At 27.4% G+C, this 23,705-nt stretch carries 16 protein-coding genes, 2 tRNA genes, 2 rRNA genes and 1 other RNA gene; 14 read left to right on the forward strand and 7 right to left on the reverse strand.

Annotation, left to right across the window (positions count from 1 at the left end; genetic code table 11):
• Positions 1-176 precede the first annotated feature (176 nt).
• The 8 genes from U0T55_02150 (at position 177) to U0T55_02185 (ending at position 11,550) form a co-directional block, all read left to right on the forward strand.
• The gene (locus tag U0T55_02150; protein ID XBC42712.1) at positions 177-566 is read left to right on the forward strand and encodes a BolA family protein; all 390 of its coding nucleotides are present in this window, start codon (positions 177-179) and stop codon (positions 564-566) included.
• 45 nt (positions 567-611) lie between these two features.
• Positions 612-1,898, forward strand: coding sequence for a trigger factor (tig, locus tag U0T55_02155; protein ID XBC42713.1), 1,287 nt, complete (start codon positions 612-614; stop codon positions 1,896-1,898).
• A 223-nt stretch (positions 1,899-2,121) separates the two neighbouring features.
• Entirely contained in the window at positions 2,122-2,745 is a 624-nt protein-coding gene (gene clpP / locus U0T55_02160) for an ATP-dependent Clp endopeptidase proteolytic subunit ClpP (GenBank protein ID XBC42714.1), read from the forward strand.
• Between the two features lie 115 nt (positions 2,746-2,860).
• Entirely contained in the window at positions 2,861-4,129 is a 1,269-nt protein-coding gene (gene clpX / locus U0T55_02165) for an ATP-dependent Clp protease ATP-binding subunit ClpX (GenBank protein ID XBC42715.1), read from the forward strand.
• Positions 4,130-4,309: 180 nt separating this feature from the next.
• Entirely contained in the window at positions 4,310-6,652 is a 2,343-nt protein-coding gene (gene lon / locus U0T55_02170; GenBank protein XBC42716.1) for an endopeptidase La, read from the forward strand.
• A gap of 131 nt (positions 6,653-6,783) precedes the next feature.
• Complete coding sequence (locus U0T55_02175; GenBank protein XBC42717.1) at positions 6,784-7,845, forward strand: SurA N-terminal domain-containing protein; 1,062 nt, start codon at positions 6,784-6,786, stop codon at positions 7,843-7,845.
• A 201-nt stretch (positions 7,846-8,046) separates the two neighbouring features.
• Positions 8,047-9,783 carry an ABC transporter transmembrane domain-containing protein gene (locus U0T55_02180; protein XBC42718.1) on the forward strand — a complete coding sequence of 579 codons (1,737 nt, stop codon included), beginning with the start codon at positions 8,047-8,049 and terminating at the stop codon, positions 9,781-9,783.
• 6 nt (positions 9,784-9,789) lie between these two features.
• Positions 9,790-11,550 (forward strand): SmdB family multidrug efflux ABC transporter permease/ATP-binding protein, encoded by a 1,761-nt coding sequence (locus tag U0T55_02185; protein ID XBC42719.1) that lies wholly within the window; start codon positions 9,790-9,792, stop codon positions 11,548-11,550.
• A gap of 35 nt (positions 11,551-11,585) precedes the next feature.
• On the opposite strand, the gene ffs is transcribed toward U0T55_02185, so the two are convergent.
• Positions 11,586-11,681, reverse strand: an RNA gene (ffs, locus tag U0T55_02190) — signal recognition particle sRNA small type.
• 170 nt (positions 11,682-11,851) lie between these two features.
• On the opposite strand from ffs, the gene dnaX reads away from it, so the two are divergent.
• The 4 genes from dnaX (at position 11,852) to U0T55_02210 (ending at position 16,320) form a co-directional block, all read left to right on the forward strand.
• Positions 11,852-12,973, forward strand: coding sequence for a DNA polymerase III subunit gamma/tau (dnaX, locus tag U0T55_02195; GenBank protein XBC42720.1), 1,122 nt, complete (start codon positions 11,852-11,854; stop codon positions 12,971-12,973).
• A 181-nt stretch (positions 12,974-13,154) separates the two neighbouring features.
• Positions 13,155-13,487, forward strand: a complete 333-nt coding sequence (locus tag U0T55_02200; GenBank protein XBC42721.1) for a YbaB/EbfC family nucleoid-associated protein — start codon at positions 13,155-13,157, stop codon at positions 13,485-13,487.
• 227 nt (positions 13,488-13,714) lie between these two features.
• Positions 13,715-15,592 (forward strand): molecular chaperone HtpG, encoded by a 1,878-nt coding sequence (htpG, locus tag U0T55_02205; GenBank protein XBC42722.1) that lies wholly within the window; start codon positions 13,715-13,717, stop codon positions 15,590-15,592.
• A gap of 89 nt (positions 15,593-15,681) precedes the next feature.
• Complete coding sequence (locus U0T55_02210) at positions 15,682-16,320, forward strand: nucleoside monophosphate kinase (protein XBC42723.1); 639 nt, start codon at positions 15,682-15,684, stop codon at positions 16,318-16,320.
• A 50-nt stretch (positions 16,321-16,370) separates the two neighbouring features.
• Here U0T55_02210 and U0T55_02215 read toward each other — a convergent pair.
• Positions 16,371-16,444 (reverse strand) — tRNA-Arg (locus U0T55_02215).
• A 188-nt stretch (positions 16,445-16,632) separates the two neighbouring features.
• Between U0T55_02215 and folD the strand changes: the two genes are divergently transcribed.
• Complete coding sequence (folD, locus tag U0T55_02220) at positions 16,633-17,490, forward strand: bifunctional methylenetetrahydrofolate dehydrogenase/methenyltetrahydrofolate cyclohydrolase FolD (GenBank protein XBC42724.1); 858 nt, start codon at positions 16,633-16,635, stop codon at positions 17,488-17,490.
• 40 nt (positions 17,491-17,530) lie between these two features.
• Here the strand turns inward: folD and cysS are convergent, their stop codons facing one another.
• Positions 17,531-18,934, reverse strand: a complete 1,404-nt coding sequence (cysS, locus tag U0T55_02225; GenBank protein XBC42725.1) for a cysteine--tRNA ligase — start codon at positions 18,932-18,934, stop codon at positions 17,531-17,533.
• Positions 18,935-19,373: 439 nt separating this feature from the next.
• Here cysS and ybeD point away from each other — a divergent pair, with 439 nt between their 5' ends.
• Positions 19,374-19,637: a DUF493 family protein YbeD gene (gene ybeD / locus U0T55_02230; protein ID XBC42726.1), complete on the forward strand. Its 264-nt coding sequence runs from the start codon at positions 19,374-19,376 to the stop codon at positions 19,635-19,637.
• Between the two features lie 149 nt (positions 19,638-19,786).
• On the opposite strand, the gene cspE is transcribed toward ybeD, so the two are convergent.
• From cspE to U0T55_02250, 4 genes are all read right to left on the reverse strand, one after another.
• A complete protein-coding gene (gene cspE / locus U0T55_02235; protein XBC42727.1) occupies positions 19,787-19,996 on the reverse strand; it encodes a transcription antiterminator/RNA stability regulator CspE in 210 nt (69 codons plus the stop codon).
• A gap of 267 nt (positions 19,997-20,263) precedes the next feature.
• A 5S ribosomal RNA gene (rrf, locus tag U0T55_02240) occupies positions 20,264-20,379 on the reverse strand.
• 104 nt (positions 20,380-20,483) lie between these two features.
• A 23S ribosomal RNA gene (locus tag U0T55_02245) occupies positions 20,484-23,413 on the reverse strand.
• Positions 23,414-23,587: 174 nt separating this feature from the next.
• A tRNA-Glu gene (locus U0T55_02250) sits at positions 23,588-23,660 on the reverse strand.
• Between the last annotated feature and the right edge of the window lie 45 nt (positions 23,661-23,705).

The raw sequence follows: 23,705 nt of genomic DNA on the forward strand, positions 1-23,705 counted from the left end.
TGTCTATCAATAAATATTTATTTTTATAATTTAATAAAATATACCGAAAAATAACATAATTCGTATAATATAAAACTATAGACATGTATAACATAAATAAAATTATCTTATGTTTATTTTCAACTTAATATATGTTTAAAATATATTAAAATAGAAAAAATTAATTAAAGAAAAAAATGATTATAAAAATAATAAAAAATATATTAACATCAGTATTAAATACAACAATCATTGAGATTATTAATGAAAGTAAAAAACATAAAACGTTTATGAACAATCATCATTCACATTTTAAAATCATCATAGTTAGCAATGATTTCATAAAATATAGTTTAATAAAAAGACATCAAAAAATATACTATTTACTATCGAAATGCATATCTCAATACAAAATTCATGGACTAGCATTACATGCATATACTATTGATGAATGGAACAAAAAATTTGATACAAACTTAATTTCCCCTATATGCGTAAAATCGCATATCAAATCATCAAAGATACGAAAAAACAAAAAAATTAACACTTTTAATACGAAAAGATCAATAAAATTTAAAAATAATTAAATATTTCATAAAACTTATTTTGAAAAATAACTTTAAGGAAAAAAAATGGAACTTGAAATTAAAAAAAACAAAAATTTATTACGCAATATTCATATTACTATTCCAAATAACATTATAAAAAAATCTATATATGTAGAATTTTTAAAACTAAATAATACCATACACACCAACGGATTTAGAAAAGGAAAAACACCATTACATACATTAAAAAAAAATTATGGAGAAACAGTACACAAACAAGTATTAAAAGAACTAATAAAACAATACTTCTTAGATAAAATTAAAAAGGAAACATTTCAAATAGCTGGAACTCCTAACTTTATCCTGCAAAAATACACAAATAATCAAGATCTTAATTGTTTAATAGAATTTGAAATATATCCGAAATTTAAACTTAAAATAGACCAATTTACTATACAAACACCAGTAATTAATATCACCGAACAAGACATTCAAAAAATAGCTGAAAAATCTTTTAAAAACAACATTTGGATAGAAGTAGATCGTACTATTACACTGCATGATAAAATTACTATCACTTGCATAAATCACAGTTCAAATAAAGAATTTAAAAAATATAATTTATACAATTTTCAATTTATTATTGGAAACAATGAAATATTACCCGAAATTGAAGAACAATTACTCGTTCATAAAACTAATGAATCTTTCTTTATTAACATAAAATTTTCAAAATATCATTGCGAAAAACAAATAGCCAACAAAATATGCGAAATAGAAATAATTATTAAAAAAGTAGAAGAACTCAAAGAAAAAATATTAGAAAAAAAAGAAAAAAATAAATTCAACTTAAGTCAAAAACAACATAAAAATATTAAAAATATACTTAAAAATCAATCACAAGTAATAATTGAACATTATATAAAATCAAAAATAATACATCATTTGATCGAATCTAACCCTATAGATATTCCATCTACTTTAATAAAAAGTACTTTTGTTGAATTAAGAGAAAAACAAATAAATGTATATAAAAAAAATGTAAATAATATATTCTCAACTATAAATACAAAAGACTTGACCATAGAAGCACGTAACCAAGTTACAACTACAATTCTTTTGAATAAACTTATACAAGACTACTTATTAGAACCTAATATTAATAATATACAAAATTTGATACAAAAGTATGCCACATCACACCATCATGCTAAAAAACTAATTCTATTATACAAAAACAATGCAAACATTAAACAATACTTTAATAATGTGGACCTAGAACAACAAGCTATTACTAAAATTTTAGAAAAATCTATTAAATATGTAAAAAAATATGATTTTCACGAAGCAATGCAAAATTTAATTATGTAAACTGATATAACTCAAAAGTTAACTATAAGTAATAAAATTACATTCAATTTATACTGAGTCCTACAATCTTATACGTTTATTAAAACAACTGTTTAAAAATTACCTATAAAAAATAAATGTACGTTTATTAACTAATATAACTAATACTTTAAAATACCCTGAATTATACTATTCTAAAATTAACAAAACAATACTTTTCATCTTATACATATTGGAAATAATAATGCTATATAGAAAAACAAGTAAACAAAAGGATAACAATACCTTGCTAATTCCTATGGTAATAGAAAAAACATCTCATGGAGAAAGATCATATGACATATATTCTAAATTATTAAAAGAAAGAATTATTTTTCTAACTGGAACTATCGAGGACGTTATAGCTAATTCTATAGTAGCTCAAATTTTGTTCTTAGAATCTGAAAACCCTACTCAAGACATTTTTATATATATTAATTCACCAGGAGGAACAATTTCAGCAGGTATGTCTATTTATGACACTATGCAGTTTGTAACACCTCAAATTAATACAATTTGTATAGGACAAGCATGTTCTATGGCAGCCTTAATCCTTACTTCAGGAGAAAAAGGAAAGCGATTTTGTTTACCAAATTCACGTGTTATGATTCATCAACCATTAGGAGGATGTAATGGGCAAGCTTCAGACATAGAAATTCATGCTCGAGAAATTATGATAATAAAAGAAACAATTAACAAAATAATGTCTATGCATACCGGAAAAAATATAAGCGATGTCAAAAAAGACACTGAACGAGATTATTTTCTTTCTGCTACAGAAGCAATCGAATATGGATTAATAGATTCCATTTTATATCATCGAAAGTAATATTTAAAAGTATCAAAAAAATAATATTTGATTCTAAAAAAATTAAAAATACGAAATAAAAACATAACTTACAATATCTTTATTGTATGTCATTACAATCATGTAAGGAAAAATAATGACAGATAATATTCAAAATAATAATAAAAAACCATTATATTGTTCTTTTTGTGGAAAAAACCAAAAAGAAATCAAAAAACTTATAGCAGGACCATCAGTTTATATTTGTGATGAATGTATAAAATTATGTAATAACATTATTTACACAGAAAATAAAAATTCAAAAACATTAAAAAAAGATAAATATGAAATACCAACTCCCAATAAAATCAAAAAACATCTTGATAACTACGTTATAGGACACAATCATACAAAAAAAATTCTTTCAGTAGCAGTATATAATCATTATAAACGTATTCAAAACTCCAGTTGTGATATTGAATTAGGAAAAAGTAACATTTTACTTATCGGTCCTACAGGAAGCGGAAAAACATTACTAGCAGAAACATTAGCAAAGTTTCTTGATGTTCCATTTGCTATAACCGATGCTACTACTTTAACAGAAGCAGGATACGTAGGAGAGGACGTAGAAAATATCATTCAAAAATTACTAACCACTTGCGAATATAATATAAAAAAAGTAGAAGAAGGAATTATTTATATAGATGAAATAGACAAACTTTCTCGTAAATCAGATAATCCATCTATAACTCGAGACGTATCTGGAGAAGGGGTTCAACAAGCTTTATTAAAATTAATAGAAGGAACTGTAGCTTCAGTTCCTATGCAAGGTGGAAGAAAACACCCACAACAAGAATGTCTTAAAATAAATACTTCTAAAATTTTATTTATATGTGGAGGAACATTTTCTGGATTAGAAAAAATAATTTCTAAAAGAATTGAAATAGGCATGGGAATAGGATTTAACGCTAAAATTAAAAAAAACCAAAAAAAACATGCAAAAAATAAAATACTAGAAAAAGTTGAACCCAAAGATTTAATCAAATTTGGATTAATTCCAGAATTTATTGGAAGATTACCTATACTCACTACATTATGCGAACTAAACAAAACAGCATTAATGGAAATTCTATGTAAACCCAAAAATGCATTAATTAAACAATATCAAAAATTATTTGATCTTGAAGGAGTAGAGCTAAAATTTTATAACGAAGCAATTGCATGTATAGCAGAAAAAGCGATAACTAGAAAATCTGGTGCACGCGGACTACGTGCAATCATAGAAGCTATTCTTTTAGATACGATGTATAACTTACCTTCTATGATAAATGTTAAACAAATATTAATTAACAAATCAGTAGTTAATGGTAAGTCGATTCCAAAAATAATTTATAACAAGTGTTATCCTAAAGAAACACCCAAATAATTTAAAAAACTATCTGATTTCTATGAAAATAACATTTTTTTATGATCTTGACTTATTAGTATTGAATATTGAATTGTTATTTCCAAATACTTAAGCTTGTTATAGCTTTAAACTAAATATTGGTCATTCAACATAATTTTTAAAACATTAAAATATTGTTGAAACTAAGAGAGATTTTTTATGAATCTAAAACGTTCTGAATACGTTGAAATTCCTGTTTTACCACTGCGAGACGTAGTTGTTTATCCATATATGGTTATTCCATTATTTATAGGAAGAAAAAAATCTATAAAATGCATTGAAGCTTCGATGATAAATAACAAAAAAATTATGCTAGTCGCACAAAAAGAAGCAGAAATAGATGATCCTACTAACGACGATTTATTTACTATTGGAACAACAGCTTCTATATTACAAATGCTAAAATTACCTGATGGAACAGTTAAAGTATTAGTAGAGGGATTACAACGCGCAAATATAAAAGTATTAAAAAATAATGGAAATTATTTTATTGCGCAAATAGAACCAATTATTACTCCTAAAATTTCAGACAAAGAACAAACTGCATTAATTAGAACCGTATTAAACCAGTTTAAGACATATATCGAATTAAATAAAAAAATTCCACCTGAAATATTTAATTCTTTGTCAAACATAGATAATGCAGAAAAATTATCAGATACAATTGCAACACATATGCCATTAAAATTATATGAAAAACAATCTATCCTAGAAACACATCGTGTTAATGATCGACTAGAACGTTTAATGGCAATAATGGAATCTGAAATCGATTTACTAAACGTAGAAAAACGCATTCGAAATCGAGTTAAGAAACAAATGGAAAAGAGTCAAAGAGAATATTATTTAAATGAACAAATGAAAGCTATTCAAAAAGAGTTAGGCGAAATGGATGATACTCTGGATGATAATGAACTTTTAAAAAGAAAAATCTATTCCGCTAAAATGCCAAAAGAAGCGAAAATAAAAACAGAATCTGAACTTAAAAAATTAAAAATGATGTCATCCATGTCTGCCGAAGCTACAGTAGTGAGAAGTTATATAGACTGGATGATACAAATCCCTTGGAACAAAAAAAGTAAAATAAAAAAAGATCTTCAAGAAGCACAAACTATTCTCGATTTAGATCATTTTGGTTTAGAAAAAGTAAAAGAACGAATTTTAGAATACCTAGCTGTTCAAAGTAGAATCAGTAAGATAAAAGGACCTATATTATGCTTGGTAGGACCACCTGGAGTAGGAAAAACATCATTAGGACAATCTATAGCAAGAGCAACAGGAAGAAAATATATTAGAATGGCTTTAGGTGGTATTAGAGATGAAGCAGAAATTCGAGGTCATAGAAGAACGTATATAGGATCTATGCCTGGAAAATTGATTCAAAAAATTACAAAGTCAGGAGTAAAAAATCCGCTTTTTTTATTAGATGAAATAGACAAAATGTCTTATGATGTTCGAATAGATCCCGCATCTGCTTTATTAGAAGTATTAGATCCAGAACAAAATACAACTTTTAACGATCATTATTTAGAAGTAGATTATGATCTTTCTGAAGTTATGTTCATTGCTACTTCTAATTCTACTAATATTCCTGCACCATTACTTGACCGAATGGAAATCATAAGAATTTCTGGTTATACTGAAAATGAAAAATTAAATATAGCTAAATCCTATTTAAAACCAAAACAAATTCAAAGAAATGCTTTAAAAAAACATGAGTTAACATTAGAAGATTCTGCTATTATCAATATCATCCGATATTATACACGCGAAGCCGGGGTAAGAAATCTTGAGCGAGAACTATCAAAAATATGCAGAAAATGTGTTAAAACTTTAATTTTAAATCGATCTTTAAAAAAGATACATATTAATGATAAAAATTTACACTATTATCTTGGAGTTAAACGATTTGATTATGGGAAAATAATTAACAAAAACCAAATTGGACAAGTCATTGGTTTAGCTTGGACTGAAGTTGGAGGTGAATTACTAACAATTGAAACTGCTTGCATATCAGGAAAAGGTAAATTAATTTATACAGGGTCTTTAGGAGAAGTTATGCAAGAATCTATTCAAGCTGCACTCACAGTAGTAAGATCTCGTGCGCATAAATTAGGAATAAAACAAAATTTTCACGAAAAACATGATATTCATGTCCATGTTCCAGAAGGAGCTACGCCCAAAGACGGACCTAGTGCTGGAATTGCTATGTGCACAGCAATAGTTTCTTGCTTAACCAATAATCCAGTTCGATCGGATGTTGCAATGACCGGAGAAATTACCTTAAGAGGCCAAATTTTAACTATAGGAGGGCTAAAAGAAAAATTACTAGCTGCTCATAGAGGTGGAATTAAAAAGGTATTAATTCCTTATGAAAACAAACGCGATTTAGAAGAAATTCCAAAAAATATCATTTTAGGTCTTTGCATTCATCCAGTAAAATACATTGAAGAAGTATTAAACTTATCATTAGAACGTGCACCATGCGAACCAATAAGATAAAATATTTCACTTATAAAAACACTACATAATATATAAATGACTGGCAAAACATTAAAAATGTTATTGCCAGTTTACACCAAAAACTATATTTTAAAAAATATTAAAATAAACATCATACGAAATCACCCATAATGATTAAAAAAAAAATACAATTAATATTGTCTAACATAATTATGTTAATATTTGTAATAATAATTTGTTTTTCATTAATTATTACAAAAATAAACTATGATCCGATAATAAATAAAAAAAATTATGTTATAACAATTAACAATGACAAAATTAGTTTAGAAGAATTTACAAAACTATATACCTTTGCATTATTAAAAAACAAAAAAACATCACATAAAAATGATTTAAATTCATTATATAACAAAAATTATACAAAAAATATATTTCAACAAGTACTATCAAATATCATTTATAAAACTTTATTACAACAATATGTAAAAAAGCTAAATATATCCATAAATGATTCTGACGTAAAAAATTATATACATAACCAATCTATTTTTAAAATACACAATATTTTTAATATTCAGAAATATTACTCTTTTCTTAATTCAGCCAATATTAATTCTTATGAATATAAAAAAAAGATTAAAATCGATTTAAAAATAAATAAATTTATTTCTTTGATTTCTAACTCAGAATTTATTTTGAAACATGAAATTAATAATTTCATTGAACTATTATCACAAATCAGAGTTATAAAACAAGCTACTATAAATATTCCCAAAACTTTTAAACGTTTATACATTAACCAAAAATACTTTAAAAATTGTCTTTACAAAAACAATACCATCAATTATTTTCTAGTTGCTAAAAAAATAATTAATGAACTGAATACAGGATCTAATGAATTATTAAAAAAAATAAAATTAAAGTTTAACAATCCACAAAAATTGTCTAAATTCGGAATGAGCAAATTAGAAAAACTAATATTTAACCTTCCACTCCCTAAAAAAAATAATAATGTATATTTTAGCATTTTTAAAAATAATGGAAATTTATTATTAATTCAATTTTATAAAACGCAACATACAATTTTCTCAAAAAAACAAAAAAACATTATTGTATCTCAAATACTTAAACATCGCTTAAAAATGACACTAAACTCTATTCTCAATAATTTATATACTAACGCCAATATTTCATACGACAAATTAACTACCTTTAAAAAATATCTGTAAGATTTAAAAGTTTACATATAACTAAATAAATTGTATTTGACGTAAACGTTTTATATTGTATGAAAAATCAATGCGTATTAAACACATTTCATAAAAATTAATCTTGTAAATCATCAACTAAAAAAAATAAAAATGCATAAAATATAAATGCTTTATCATTATGTATGATTAACATTTTAATTCAAATATTAGGAATTCTTTGTGGATTTATTCAAACAATTAGGTTGGTATTTTTTAAGAGAATGGAAACAATATTTAATAGCTCTATTTTTACTAATTTGTATCTCTATTTTACAATTATTCCCACCAAAACTAGTAGGATTACTAATAGATTCTATTACAAAAAAAGAAATTAATAGTACACAAACGTTATCTTGGACTGCAATAATTTTATTTATTGCAATAGTAGTTTATATGCTTCGATATATGTGGAGAATATTTTTATTCGGAGCAGCTTATAGACTTGCCACTGAACTAAGGATAAAAATTTATGATTGCATCAGTAAAGAAAATCAAACATTTTATTTAAAATATAAAACTGGAGACTTAATAACGCGAATTACTAGCGATGTAGATAAAGTAGTATTCGCAGCAGGAGAAGGGGTTTTAACACTTATTGATTCTTTAGTAATGGGATTATCTATTTTAACCACCATGATAATATACATTAATTGGAAACTGACTATTTGTTCCCTACTTCCAATGCCTATTATGGTTATAGCAATAAATAAAATAGGTACAAAAATACACTATAGTTTTCAAGAAGCTCAAACAGCATTTTCATACTTAACTAACCATACGCAAGAAAGTTTAAGCAGTATTGATTTAATTAAATCATTCGGTCTAGAAGAATATCGAATAAAAAAATTTTTTAAAATTCTAAAACATTTAAGAAAAAGAAATACTAAAGTTGCAAAAATTGACGCTATGTTCGATCCAATTATACATCTATCTATTTCATTATCTAACTTACTAGCCATCGTTATAGGAGGATGGTTGTTTTGGAAAAAAATAATTAGTATAGGACAATTAACTAGTTTCATAATATATCTCGGACTAATGATTTGGCCAATGCTTGCTTTAGCATGGATGTTTAATATAGTAGAAAGAGGAAGTGTAGCATGGAAACGAATACAATCTATTCTCAATCAAAATAAATTAAAAGAAAAAAAATATGCAAAAATTCCAGCATACTTGGAAAAACTAAACATTAACATAAAAAGTTTTTACTATTACAAATGTACAACAAAGATCTTAAAAAATATTAATTTCTCACTTTATCCAGGTCAAACAATTGGAATTTGTGGACCAACTGGATCTGGAAAAAGTACTTTATTAAAACTAATTCAACAGCAATTTCCAATATCTAATGGAAAAATATCATATAATTCTATTCCAATTTCTCGTTTTAACATACGAAAATGGAGAAAAAAAATATCAGTAATAGATCAAACTACCTTTTTATTTTCAGATACTATTTATAATAATATTTTGATAGGAAAAATGCACGCATCTCAACAAGAAATAGAACAAGTCATTCATCTTGCGCATTTGCATAATGATATCATTAACTTTCCCTGTGGTTATAATACTCAAGTAGGAGAACGTGGAATGATGTTATCTGGTGGACAAAAACAACGAATTTCAATTGCCCGTGCTTTATTAGCAAAATCAGAAATATTAATATTAGATAATGCTTTATCAGCAATAGATGGTGATACAGAATCAAAAATATTAAAAAATTTTAATAGTTTTATAAAACAAAAACGTACAATAATTATTTGTACACATCGATTATCGTCTCTAATCAATGCTAATAATATTATAGTTCTAAAAAATGGAACTATAATACAAAAAGGAAAACATAATGAACTAATTCAAGAACAAAAAAAATGGTATAACACCATGTATTCATATCAGAAAAACTTAGGAATTTAAAAAATTATGATAATAAAAATAAAATTTTATGTAGTTAAAAATTTAGTACACTTTTGGCCTATATTAAAACGTTTAATACGTTATGGAATAAATTACAAAAAAAAAATGGCATTAGGATTTTCTTTTTTATTATTATCTTCTATATCTGAAGTATTGGGTCCTGTATTAATTAGTAACTTCATAAAAACTAGTTTAACTATGCATTATATATGTTATTCTATATTATTTAAAACAATAATAGCTTACCTATTTTTACAAATCATATCAGTCCTATTTAATTACTTTCAAGACATTATTTTTAATAATATATCAATAAAAATTATTGAAACATTACGATTTCACTTGATGCAATCAATATTAACATTACCCATTAATCAATTTAGAAAAGAACCCATCGGGCAGTTTATTTCATGTGTAACAAGCGATACAGAAGTGATTAAAGAACTATATGAAACTTTTGTTACCACATTGTTTCGTAGTATTATATTAATTAGTGTTACACTAATAACTATGTTTAGTTTAGAATGGAGAATGGCTAGTATAGCAATAATTATTTTTCCATTAGTATCAATAATAACATTGTTATATCAATATTATAGCAAACCAATTCTAAAAAAGACTAGAACGTATATTACAAAAGTTTATAACACTTTTCATGAAGTAATTAATGGAATTAACGTAATACAGCAATTTGGGTTAGAAAAAAAATTTAGAAAATCTATAGAAGACACTAGTAATCTACATTACCTAAATCGTATGAAAATATTAAAATTAGATGGTTTTCTGCTAAGACCCTTACTTAATTTGTTTTCAGCTATAATATTATGCGGATTAATTTTGCTATTCAGTTCATACCCCAGAGGATTTTTTGAAATTGGAACTTTATATGCTTTTATTACCTACTTAGGACGTCTTAATGAACCATTGATTACTATTGCTTCTCAACAATCTATTTTACAGCAATCTATTATAGCAGGAAAAAGAATATTTCACTTACTTGATTTTCCCAAACAAAAATACGGAACAGATTTTGTAAACTTAAAAACAGGGGAAATACATATTAAAGATTTAAATTTTCAATATGAAAGTAATAATAAAAATACATTAAATAATATTAATTTACATATTTTTTCAAAGCAATTTATAGCACTGGTAGGACGCACAGGAAGTGGAAAAAGCACTCTTGCACAACTTTTAATGGGATATTATCCTATCCATCATGGAAACATTTATTTAGATAAACGAAATATAAACTCATTAAGTAACAATGTTCTACGTAATGGAATATCTATTGTTCAACAAGATCCAATTATATTAGATGATTCAATTTTGAAAAACATTGCTTTTGGAAAGAATATTTCTGAATCAAAAGTTTGGAATATTTTAGAACAAGTACATCTCACTAAATTAGTAAAATCTATGCCAAAAGGAATACACTCATGTCTAGGAGAAAATGGAAATAAAATATCTATAGGACAAAAACAACTATTATCTATTGCTAGAATTCTAGTATCCATTCCAAAAATATTAATATTAGATGAAGCTACTGCTAATATAGATCTAGAAACCGAAAAAAAAATACAAACCATACTGGCTTCTATAAAACATTACACTACATTGATAGTAATTGCACATAGATTATCAACAATAAAAAACGCAGATAAAATAATAGTTTTTAATCAAGGTAAAATTGTTGAAAAAGGATCACACGATTATTTAATAAATAAAAAAAAATATTACTGGAAAATGTACAGACATCAAAATTAAAAAATAAAAATTGTAACATTGAACTTAACTAGAATCTCTGTTAGCAATAACATAGTACCTGCATTACTTAATATGGCTGCTACTTTCCAGTCCTGACCAGTTTTTTAAGACTACAGTACTAGATACCAACAGAGAATTCTCTAAACTAATTATATATGAATTTTTTATTAATAACAAATATTTTTCATAAAAAAAATAAATATTTTATAACAACTAACTGAAACTATTCTTTTTTAAAATCTTTTTTATAAATATAATATATGTTAATATTATTCATTCTATTTAGATTAAAATTGTAATAATGAATTATCAAATTCTAGCTAATAAATGGAGACCTCAAGAATTTAATGATGTTATCGAACAAAAATATATCATTACTGCTATATGCAATGGATTAAAATTAGGACGCATACATCATACATGGTTATTTTACGGCACTCGCGGAACTGGAAAAACTACAATTTCTAGGTTACTAGCTAAAAGTTTAAGTTGCGAAACAGGAGTTACACACGTTCCATGCAGAACATGTTCAAATTGTAAAGAAATTGAAACAGGAAAATTCATTGACTTATTTGAAGTAGATGCAGCATCACGAACTAAAATAGAAGATATGAAAGAACTATTAAATAATGTTAATTACCTACCAACAAAAGGAAGATTTAAAATTTATTTGATAGATGAAATTCATATGTTATCAAAACATAGTTTTAATTCCCTCTTAAAAATAATTGAAGAACCACCAAAACATATAAAATTTATTCTAGCAACAACTAATTTAGAAAAAGTACCAAAAACTATTTTATCGCGTTGTTTGCATTTTCAACTAAAGTCTATTAGTACAATTGCCATTATCAAACAAATTAAATACATACTATCTAAAGAAAATATATTTTTTGAATATGAAGCAATAAAACTACTATCTATAGAATCTAGGGGTAGTTTGAGAGATGCATTAAATTTAACAGAGCAAGCAATTTCTATGGGAAATGAAAAAGTCTCAACTCAAATTGTAAAAAATATGTTAGGAAGATTAGACAGCAATCAAATATTAAATATAACTTTAGCATTACTAAAAAAAGATTCTAAAAAAATATTGTCATCATTAGAGTATATTCATACAATTGACGTAAACTGGGAATGCATATTAATAGAAATTCTTAAATTATTGTATCAAATAGCTATATTTAAAGTATTTCCAAAAATAAGTAAAAATTATTTATTTTGCGAAGACGAAATAGAAAACAAAAAAATATATTATATTTCAAAAAAATCTAAATACGTTGATATCCAATTATATTATCAAACTATATTAAAAGGTAGAAAAGAACTAAATATGGCTCCTAATTTAAATATTGGAGCAGAAATGATTTTATTACGTGTATTGAATCTTAACACTACTCCAATAAACATTGATGTAGTTTAAAAAAATTAAAAGGCTTTAGCATATTAATTAATGTAATAATTATTTTTCTATTACAAAATTTTATACAAATATTAATTTTATTTTATAAAATTATTAAATACACAGCATATATGACATATAATGATATTAGTTATTAACATTAAATATTCTTAATAGTTATAATCATAATAGGAAATTAAAAATGTTTTCTAAAAACGGACTAAATGGTTTAATGCAACAAGCAAAAGAAATGCAAAAAAAAGTAGCACAGATACAAAAAGAAGTATCTACTATAGAAGTCACTGGAGAGTCTGGAGCGGGAGTTGTAAAAGTAACATTAATTGGCGCAAATAATTGTAAAAAAATAGAAATAGACTCAACACTAATAGTACAACATGAAAAAGATATATTAGAAGATTTAATAGTAGCAGCTTTTAATGACGCAGTAAGACGTATATCAGAATTGCAAAAACAAAAAATGTCCTCTATTTCGTCAGATATACCATTTTCCAACGAACTAAATGTTACTTTTTAAAATATAAATTATATCAATAAATAATTTTTATATCATAAATTACAACATAAAATTGCAAAGTAGGCTATAAAACACCCAACTTATAAGATTAAACCAAAGTTAAAATTCTTATATTAATAATAAAAATAACTTTCTATTAACTTCTATAACACACATCTATCACAATATTTACACTTAATATAAGTTACATTAAAAAAACATTATTCATACTTATCAAGAGATTTTTTATGAATTCAAATAAAAAAGAAATACATGAATTTCAATCAGAAACTAATAAAATACTGCATTTAATGATTCATTCTCTATATTCTAATAAAGAAATATTTTTAAGAGAACTAATTTCTAATGCATCAGATGCTATTGATAAATTAAAATTTAAATCTATATCTTCACCAGAACTATACGAAAAAGATACAAAATTACATATTAGACTATATATAGATAAAAAAAACAATAGTCTAACAATTAGTGACAATGGGATAGGAATGACATACCAAGAAATAATTGATAATCTAGGCACGATAGCAAAATCTGGAACAAAGTTATTTTTAAAATCTTGCGAAAAATCTATTCAAGAAAAAAATAATTTTATTGGACAATTTGGAGTAGGATTCTATTCAGCATTCATTGTGTCTAAAAAAATAACAGTAAAAAGCAGATTTGGTGGTTTAAATGAAAGTGAAGGTGTGTTATGGGAATCTGAAGGAAAAGGAAAATACGAAGTTAGCAAAATCAATAAAAAACACAGGGGGACAAAAATAACTTTATATTTAAAATCACAAGACACTTGTTTTTTAGAACTATGGAATATAAAAAATATTATTAATAAATATTCCAATCATATTTCTGTTCCAATAGAAATTAATGTGTACAACGAAAAGACAAAAATGAGTGAATGGGAACAAATAAATCAAGCAAAAGCATTATGGACTTTAAAAAAATCTGAAATAACAGATGAGGAATACAAAAATTTTTATAAACAACTTACTAACGATTCTAATGACCCAATCATATGGACTCATAACAAAGTAGAAGGTATTCAAGAATATACAATTTTACTATTCATTCCTTCAAAATCAGCTTGGGATATCTGGAATAAAGACAATAAACATGGTTTAAAACTATATGTAAAACGCATATACATCATGGATAATGCAGAACAATTTTTACCCAACTATTTACGATTTGTAAAAGGTATCATTGATTCAGACAATTTACCATTAAATGTTTCTCGAGAAATATTACAAAATCATGAAATTATTTCAAAATTAAAAACAATACTAACAAAAAGAGTGCTAAAACTGCTACATGACCTTTCTAAAAATATTGATTCTTACAAATTATTTTGGTCTCAATTTGGTCTAATATTAAAAGAAGGTCCTGCTGAAGACCCTAAAAATCGCGATCTAATTGCTAATATTTTACGATTTTATTCCATGAAACAAAATTCTTCGGAAAATATGATTTCCTTAAGAAAGTACATTGATAACATGAGTGAAAAGCAAGAAAAAATTTATTTTATTACAGCAGATAGCTACTCTTCAGCCATAAATAGTCCTCATCTAGAATTTTTTAAACGAAAAAACATCGACGTATTATTGCTTGTTGACAAAATTGATGAATGGATGATGAATTATTTAACTGAATTTGATGGAAAATTATTCCAATCGATTAGTAAACACGATGAATCTATTGAAAAATTAAACGAAAATTCTAATGAGCTACAAAAAAATTTACATTCCAATATGGAATCTCTATTAGATAAAATAAGAAATATACTAAAAAACAAAATAAAAGATGTAAGATTTACTTATAAGTTAACACATACTCCTGCCATGGTTATTACAGATTCTCATGATATGACTACTCAAATGGCAAAGCTTTTTTCTGCTGCAGGGCAATCTGTCCCTAAAATAAAATATATTTTCGAAATCAACCCAAAACATGAATTAATTCAAAAAATCAATAAAGAACAAAACGAAGAAAAAATGAAAAACTGGATAAAAATATTATTTGATCAATCGCTTCTTGCAGAAAAAAACACTTTAGAAAATCCTAGTAAATTTATAACTAGAATAAATAATTTTTTAATAAATTGCAATTAACAACCAAATACAAAATGTACACTTATAATATTCATTTATATTAATTATTAACAATTAAAACAAATTTTTTAAACTCTAAAGGTATAAAAATGCGTATTGTTTTACTTGGAGCGCCAGGATCAGGAAAAGGAACGCAAGCTAAATTCATTGCAAAACGATATCGTATTCCAATCATATCCACTGGAGAAATATTAAGAAAATTAATACAAAATGACACTTTAATAAGCAAAAAAATTAAATATACCATTCATAATGGAAAATTAATTTCAGACAATATAGTCACAACACTAGTAAAAAACAGTATTTCTAAAATAAATTGTGATTCAGGATTCGTGCTCGACGGATTTCCACGAACTATATCTCAAGCACAAATAATTAAAAAAGAAAAAATACTTATTAATTATATTTTTGAATTAAAAATACCAAATGAAATGATTTTAAAACGCGTTCAAAAAAGAAGAATGAACTCAATATTAGAAACAATAAATGGTAATATAGAAGACAAAAATCAATCTCTCAAAAGCACAAATTATAAAAATATTGCTCATAGATATGACGACAATGAATTAATTATTAATACAAGATTAGAAGAGTATAAAAAATTTACAATACCCCTTATAAATTACTTTAATAAAAGCTCAATTATAAGAAAAATTAAATTTTATACTATAGATGGGACTAAAACTATATCAGAAATTAATGAAGAAATTAAAAATATCTTAGATTAATAATATTTTTATAAAAATAATTTATACATATATCTTATTTAATATTTTCTTGCGCTCTATAGGATTTGAACCTATGACCTACGGCTTAGAAGGCCGTTGCTCTATCCAACTGAGCTAAGAGCGCAATTTTCACTAAAAATTATAAAAAATGCAATTACTCATTTTATAAAAAATTAATTATTAAAAAAATAAAATATATTCATATTCCAATATATACCTTATAATAATATTATATACCATTAATTTTATTAACAGAACACTTTTTTTTATTTCTAAAAAAAATAAATAAAAAAATTAAATCGAGTTCATTTAATGTTTAAAAAAATTCTAAACGGACAAAAAATCTCCAATAAAATACAAACAAAAATAAAAAAACAGGTAAATCAAAGAATAAAAGAAGGAAAAAGACCACCAGGACTAGCAGTAATATTAATAGGAAACCATATAGCATCAGAAATTTATGTTGATAAAAAAAATATAGCCTGTAAAAAAGCAGGATTTTTTTCAAAAATATGGCACTTTTCTGAAAATGTTCAAGAAAACAAAATAATTAATCTGATAAACATTTTAAATCAAGACTCTAATATTGATGGAATTTTAATACAATTACCTATCCCTAAGCATATTAATATTAAAAATGTATTTAACAAAATTAATCCAAATAAAGACGTAGATGGATTTCATCCTTACAATATAGGTTGTTTATGCCAAAAAATTCCCAGATTACGTCCTTGTACTCCATTAGGGATAATTACAATGTTAAAATATTATAAAATTAATATAAAAGGTTTACATGCTGTTATAATAGGAGCTTCTAATACAGTTGGTCGACCAATGAATTTAGAGCTATTGTTATCTGGTTGTACCACTACGATTACTCATAGATTTACAACAAATCTTAAAAACTTTATTAAACAAGCGGACTTAATAGTCATTGCAATAGGACAAGAAAAATTTTTAAAAGGAAAATGGATTAAACCAGGAGCGATAATAATTGATGTAGGAATTAATAGACTTAGAAACGGGACAATAGTAGGGGATGTAGATTTCGAATCAGCTATTTTAAATGCATCATACATAACCCCTGTTCCAGGAGGAGTTGGACCTATGACTGTAGCAACATTACTACAAAATACTTTAAAAGCTTGTATAGAATATAATTTCATTTAAAACATTAAATAAAATCTACAAAATTGTACCGTTATCAAAATTATTTCACTTTTCTCCAAAAAGTGTTACATTTTGAATCTTCTAAAACAATACCTAAATTTAATAAATGTCTTCTTATTTTATCCGATTTGATCCAGTTTTTTCTTTTGCGCGCTTCTTCTCGCTCTTTTATTAAAAAATTAATATTGCTTATTTCATCAGAACACAATTGATTAGTTTTTTTTAAAAAATCCTCAGGATCTTTTAACAAAATACCCAAAATACTACCTAACTCCCTCAATTCATTAGCTAACATTAAAATTTTATTATCATTTTTATCATATCTTAACTTTAAAACATTTATTTTATGAGATATTTTAGATAATATAGATAAAGCGCTAGGAGTATTAAAATCATTATCTAACGCCGCATGAAATTCTACTTTAAACAAATAATAATCTATATCACATGGTATAGAAAAATCAATATTTCTTAAAGATAAATATAACTTTTGCAGTAATTGATTAGATTTATTTAAATTTTTTTCGCAAAAATGTAAAGGATGACGATAATGCGTTGACAGTAAAAAAAAACGAATACTCTCCGAGTCATATTGAGCTAAAAGATCTTTTAAAAGAAAAGCATTTCCTAAAGATTTAGACATTTTTTGATTTTTAGTAATAACCAGTTCAGTATGTATCCAGTGACCCACAGAAAATTCTCTATTAATACAACTTGATTGTGCAAATTCATTTTCATGATGAGGAAACAATAAATCCTTTCCTCCACCATGAATATCAATTCTATCTTTAAAAATAGATGTACTCATAGACGAACATTCAATATGCCACCCAGGACGTCCTTTACCCCATGGAGAATTCCAAAAACATGCGTCATTTGTTTTCGCGACTTTCCATAAAACAAAATCTAGTGGATTACGCTTATTCATATTTTTAGATATACGTACTCCAACTTTTAATCTATTTATACATTGACGAGAAAGTAACCCATAACTTGGATATCTATCAATAGAAAATATTACATCGCCATTATTTGATATATATGCATAGTCATTCTTTAATAATTTTATAATAAACTGAATAATAATATCTATGTTCTCTGTAGCACGAGGTTCATAGTCTGGACTAATAATATTTAAATCTAAAAAATCCTTATTCATTTGATCGATCATACGATTAGATAAATCTAAAATAGTCTCATTATTTTTCATAGATTGAAAAATAATTTTGTCATCAATATCTGTAATATTACGCACATATTGTAAATCATAACCACAATAACGCAAATAACGTGATACTACATCAAAAAAAACAAAAGTTCGACCATGACCAACATGACAAAAATCATATGCAGTCACACCGCATACGTACATTTTAATTTTTTTATCTAAACCCAATTTTAACGTTTCATATTTTTGAGTAAAAGAGTTAAATATATTCAACATGATAATTATCTTTTAAAACGAGAAAAATTACATTATATATATATAATTCATGTTTATATTAAAACATCCATGCTATAATATTACGGATTTTAAAGTAATATAATAAAACAATTAAAGTAACTAAAATAACATTATTAAAAAAATAAGATATTATGCATTTTTTAAAAATTATTGTATACAAAAAACCTATTCATCTTTGTTGTTTAATATAAAAAATTTATCATTTAATATTAAATTAATGTAACATTTTGTAGTTATAAGAATAACTAAAATGTTTATAAACTAGTTTTTACACTAATCTATACATTAATTTTATCTTCACAATAGTAAAATGCTAATAAAGTAATAAAGCTATAAATATAACTGTTTCTAAAAATAGAAATTGTCTACTGTCTATTAGTAAAATAAAATATTACAAAATCTAAACATAGGAACGGATATGAAAAATAAACTTGAAAAAATGTTACAATTTCCTTGTTTATTTACTTATAAAGTGATTGGATTAGCTCAACCTGAACTGATCGATCAAATAGTAAAAGTAATTCAATGTAAATTGCCAGGTGATTATACTCCACAAATAAAATCTAGCAATAAAGGAAATTATCTATCTGTTTCTATCACAATTTTTGCTAGTAATTTCGAACAAATAGAAAACTTATATCACGAACTAAGCAACATTAACATAGTTCGAATGGTACTATAAATACAATTTTAAAACAATATATTTCCATAAAATAAAATGTTTATATCAAAAATAAAACATCCTGTATTTTTTATAAATATTTAAAATATGTAATGCAGCAATAAGCTGCATTACAAAATTTAAAATATTTATAACGATCTTAACAAATATTATAAACTAATAACATTAGCCGCTGATGGCCCTTTTGCTCCTTCGGTAATTTCGAATTCAACACTTTGACCTTCTGATAAAGTTTTAAATCCGTTGCTTTGGATAGCTGAAAAATGAACGAAAACATCTTTGCTTCCATCTTCAGGAGTAATGAAACCAAACCCTTTAGATTCATTAAACCACTTCACATTACCTTTAATCTTAGACATCTATATTACCTTCAAATGAAAATATACACTAAACTTAAGTAACAAGCTAGTACAACGATGATTGATTATTTTATTTTTAACTTTAATAAAACATTATTGATACAAAAAAATAAAAATATTAAACTCAAGCAAATAGACAAAGCATTATCTATTTCAGATAAATACTAATCTATTTTTTAATGTGTTATGTTACACAATATAATACTATTTTATATTGATTTCAAAATTATATATAAAAAAAAATCCGAAATAATTCGGATTTTTACAACCTGGCAATTTCCTACTCTCACACAGGGAATCCCTGTACTACCATCGGCGTTGAAATGTTTCACTTCTGAGTTCGACATGGTTTCAGGTGGTACCATAACACTATTTTTACCAGGTTGTTTAAAATATTTGAATATTGAATATATTGATATTTAAATAATCAAAATCGGATTACAAGAAATAAATATTTAAAAGATTATTTAAACATCTCTGGTGTTGTAAGATTAAGCCTCTCGGGTCATTAGTACTGGTTAGCTCAACATATTACTATGCTTACACACCCAGCCTATCAACGTCGTAATCTTCAACGTCCCTTCAGTCAACATTAACATGTTTCAGGGAAGACTAATCTTGGAGCAAGTTTCGTACTTATATGCTTTCAGCACTTATCTTTTCCGCATTTAGCTACCGGGCAATGCCATTGGCATGACAACCCGAACACCAGAGATGCGTCCACTTCGGTCCTCTCGTACTAGAAGTAGATCTCCTCAATCTTCCTACGCCCACGGCAGATAGGGACCGAACTGTCTCACGACGTTCTAAACCCAGCTCGCGTACCACTTTAAATGGCGAACAGCCATACCCTTGGGACCTGCTTCAGCCCCAGGATGTGATGAGCCGACATCGAGGTGCCAAACACCGCCGTCGATATGAACTCTTGGGCGGTATCAGCCTGTTATCCCCGGAGTACCTTTTATTTGTTGAGCGATGGCCTTTCCATACAGAAACCACCGGATCACTAAGACCTGCTTTCGCATCTGCTTGCGTTATCACGCTCACAGTTAAACTGGCTTATGCCTTTGCACTAACCTTACGATGTCCAACCGTAATTAGCCAATCTTTGTACTCCTCCGTTACTCTTTAGGAGGAGACCGCCCCAGTCAAACTACCCACCAGACACTGTCTCTATACCGGATTACGGAATTAGATTAGAAGATTAACTATTAAAGGGTGGTATTTCAAGGTCGACTCCACTTAAACTAGCGTCTAAAATTCACAGTCTCCCACCTATCCTACACATTAAAAATTAATATTCAGTATCAAGCTATAGTAAAGGTTCACGGGGTCTTTCCGTCTTGCCGCGGGTACACTGCATCTTCACAGCAATTTCAATTTCACTGAGTCTCGGGTGGAGACAGCCTGGCCATCATTACGCCATTCGTGCAGGTCGGAACTTACCCGACAAGGAATTTCGCTACCTTAGGACCGTTATAGTTACGGCCGCCGTTTACCGGGGCTTCAGTCTAGAGCTTTAGGTTTCCCTTAACTCCTTCGATTAACCTTCCGGCACCGGGCAGGCGTCACACCGTATACTTCCACTTTCGTGTTTGCACAGTGCTGTGTTTTTAATAAACAGTTGCAGCCAGCCGTTATCTTAGACTGATTTCAGCTTATAAAAGTAAATTTTATGCACCTAATATCAGTGTGCCTTCTCCCGAAGTTACGGCACTATTTTGCCTAGTTCCTTCACCCGAGTTCTCTCAAGCGCCTTAGTATGCTCTACTTAACCACCTGTGTCGGTTTTGGGTACGATTTAATATTATTTTATAGTTTAGAGGCTTTTCTTGGAAGCATGGTATCAGTTACTTCACTACAATATAGTAGTTCGTCATTACGCCTCAGATTAAAGAAAACCGGATTTGCCTAATTTTCATACCTACACGCTTAAGCCAGGACAACCGTCGCCTGGTTAACTTAACCTCCTTCGTCCCCCCTTCACAATAATACTAAGCACAGGAATATTAACCTGTTATCCATCGATTACGCCTTTCGGCCTCACCTTAGGTATCGGCTTACCCTGCCTCGATTACCGTTGGACAGGAAACCTTGGTATTTCGGCGAATAGGTTTTTCACCCATTTTATCGTTACTCATGTCAGCATTCGCACTTCTGATACCTCCAACATACTTTACAATATATCTTCATCGGCTTACAGAACGCTCCCCTACCCAATAAATATATAACTTTATTGCCGCAGCTTCGGTACATAATTTAGCCCCGTTACATCTTCCGCGCAGGCTGACTCGACCAGTGAGCTATTACGCTTTCTTTAAATGATGGCTGCTTCTAAGCCAACATCCTGGCTGTTTATGCCTTCCCACATCGTTTCCCACTTAACTATGATTTTGGGACCTTAGCTGGCGGTCTGGGTTGTTTCCCTTTCCACAACGAACGTTAGCACCCGCTGTGTGTCTCCCGTGATAACATTCTACGGTATTCGGAGTTTGCATCGGATTGGTAAGCCAGGATGGCCCCCTAACCGAAACAGTGCTCTACCCCCGAAGATGAATTCACGAGGCGCTACCTAAATAGCTTTCGGGGAGAACCAGCTATCTCCCGGTTTGATTGGCCTTTCACCCCTAACCATAAGTCATCCGCTGATTTTTCAACATCAGTCGGTTCGGTCCTCCAGTTAGTTTTACCTAACCTTCAACCTGCTCATGGCTAGATCACCGGGTTTCGGGTCTGTATCCTGAAACTAAAATCGCCTATTTAGGACTCGGTTTCCCTACGGCTCCCCTATTTTAAAATCGGTTAACCTTGCTACAGAATACAAGTCGCTGACCCATTATACAAAAGGTACGCAGTCACCTCTTAAAAACAAGGCTCCTACTGCTTGTACGTATACGGTTTCAGGTTCTATTTCACTCCCCTAACCGGGGTTCTTTTCGCCTTTCCCTCACGGTACTAGTTCACTATCGGTCAGTCAGGAGTATTTAGCCTTAGAGGATGGTCCCCCTATATTCAGACAGGATTTCTCGTGTCCCGCCCTACTTCTCGAACTTATATAATAGCAATTTTCGTATACAGGACTATCACCTTATATTGTATATTTTTCCAAATAATTCTACTAAGAGATAATATATAATTATGTTCTAGGCTTTTCCCTTTTCGCTCGCCACTACTTAGGGAATCTCATTTGATTTCTTTTCCTCGAGGTACTTAGATGTTTCAGTTCCCTCGGTTTGCTTTGTTAATCTATGAATTTAATTAACAATGACACTGTTTTAATAGTGTCGGGTTTCCCCATTCGGACATTACCGGCTTATAACGTGTCATATCAACTTACCGATACTTTTCGCAGATTAGCACGTCCTTCTTCGCCTCTGACTGCCAAGGCATCCACCATATACGCTTTTATGCTTAACCTTACAACCCACAGATGTCTACTTTTATCATTTAATATAAATTTTCTTGCGTCCGAATTTTTAAAGAGCTTAACTTACTATTTAATATAAAATATTTACGAATATTGTACAAATAAAATTAAGGATAACATATTACAATTATATAGTATACAAATAATTTTAATATTTTAAAAACTGTCCCCTAGGGGATTCGAACCCCTGTTACCGCCGTGAAAGGGCGATGTCCTAATCCTCTAGACGAAGGGGACTTCAATTAAAAAAATAAAATATTAAATTAATATAATAATTTAAAT

Source organism: Buchnera aphidicola (Kaburagia rhusicola ensigallis) (assembly GCA_039830025.1).
Classification (GTDB): Bacteria; Pseudomonadota; Gammaproteobacteria; order Enterobacterales; family Enterobacteriaceae; genus Buchnera_B; species Buchnera_B aphidicola_AW.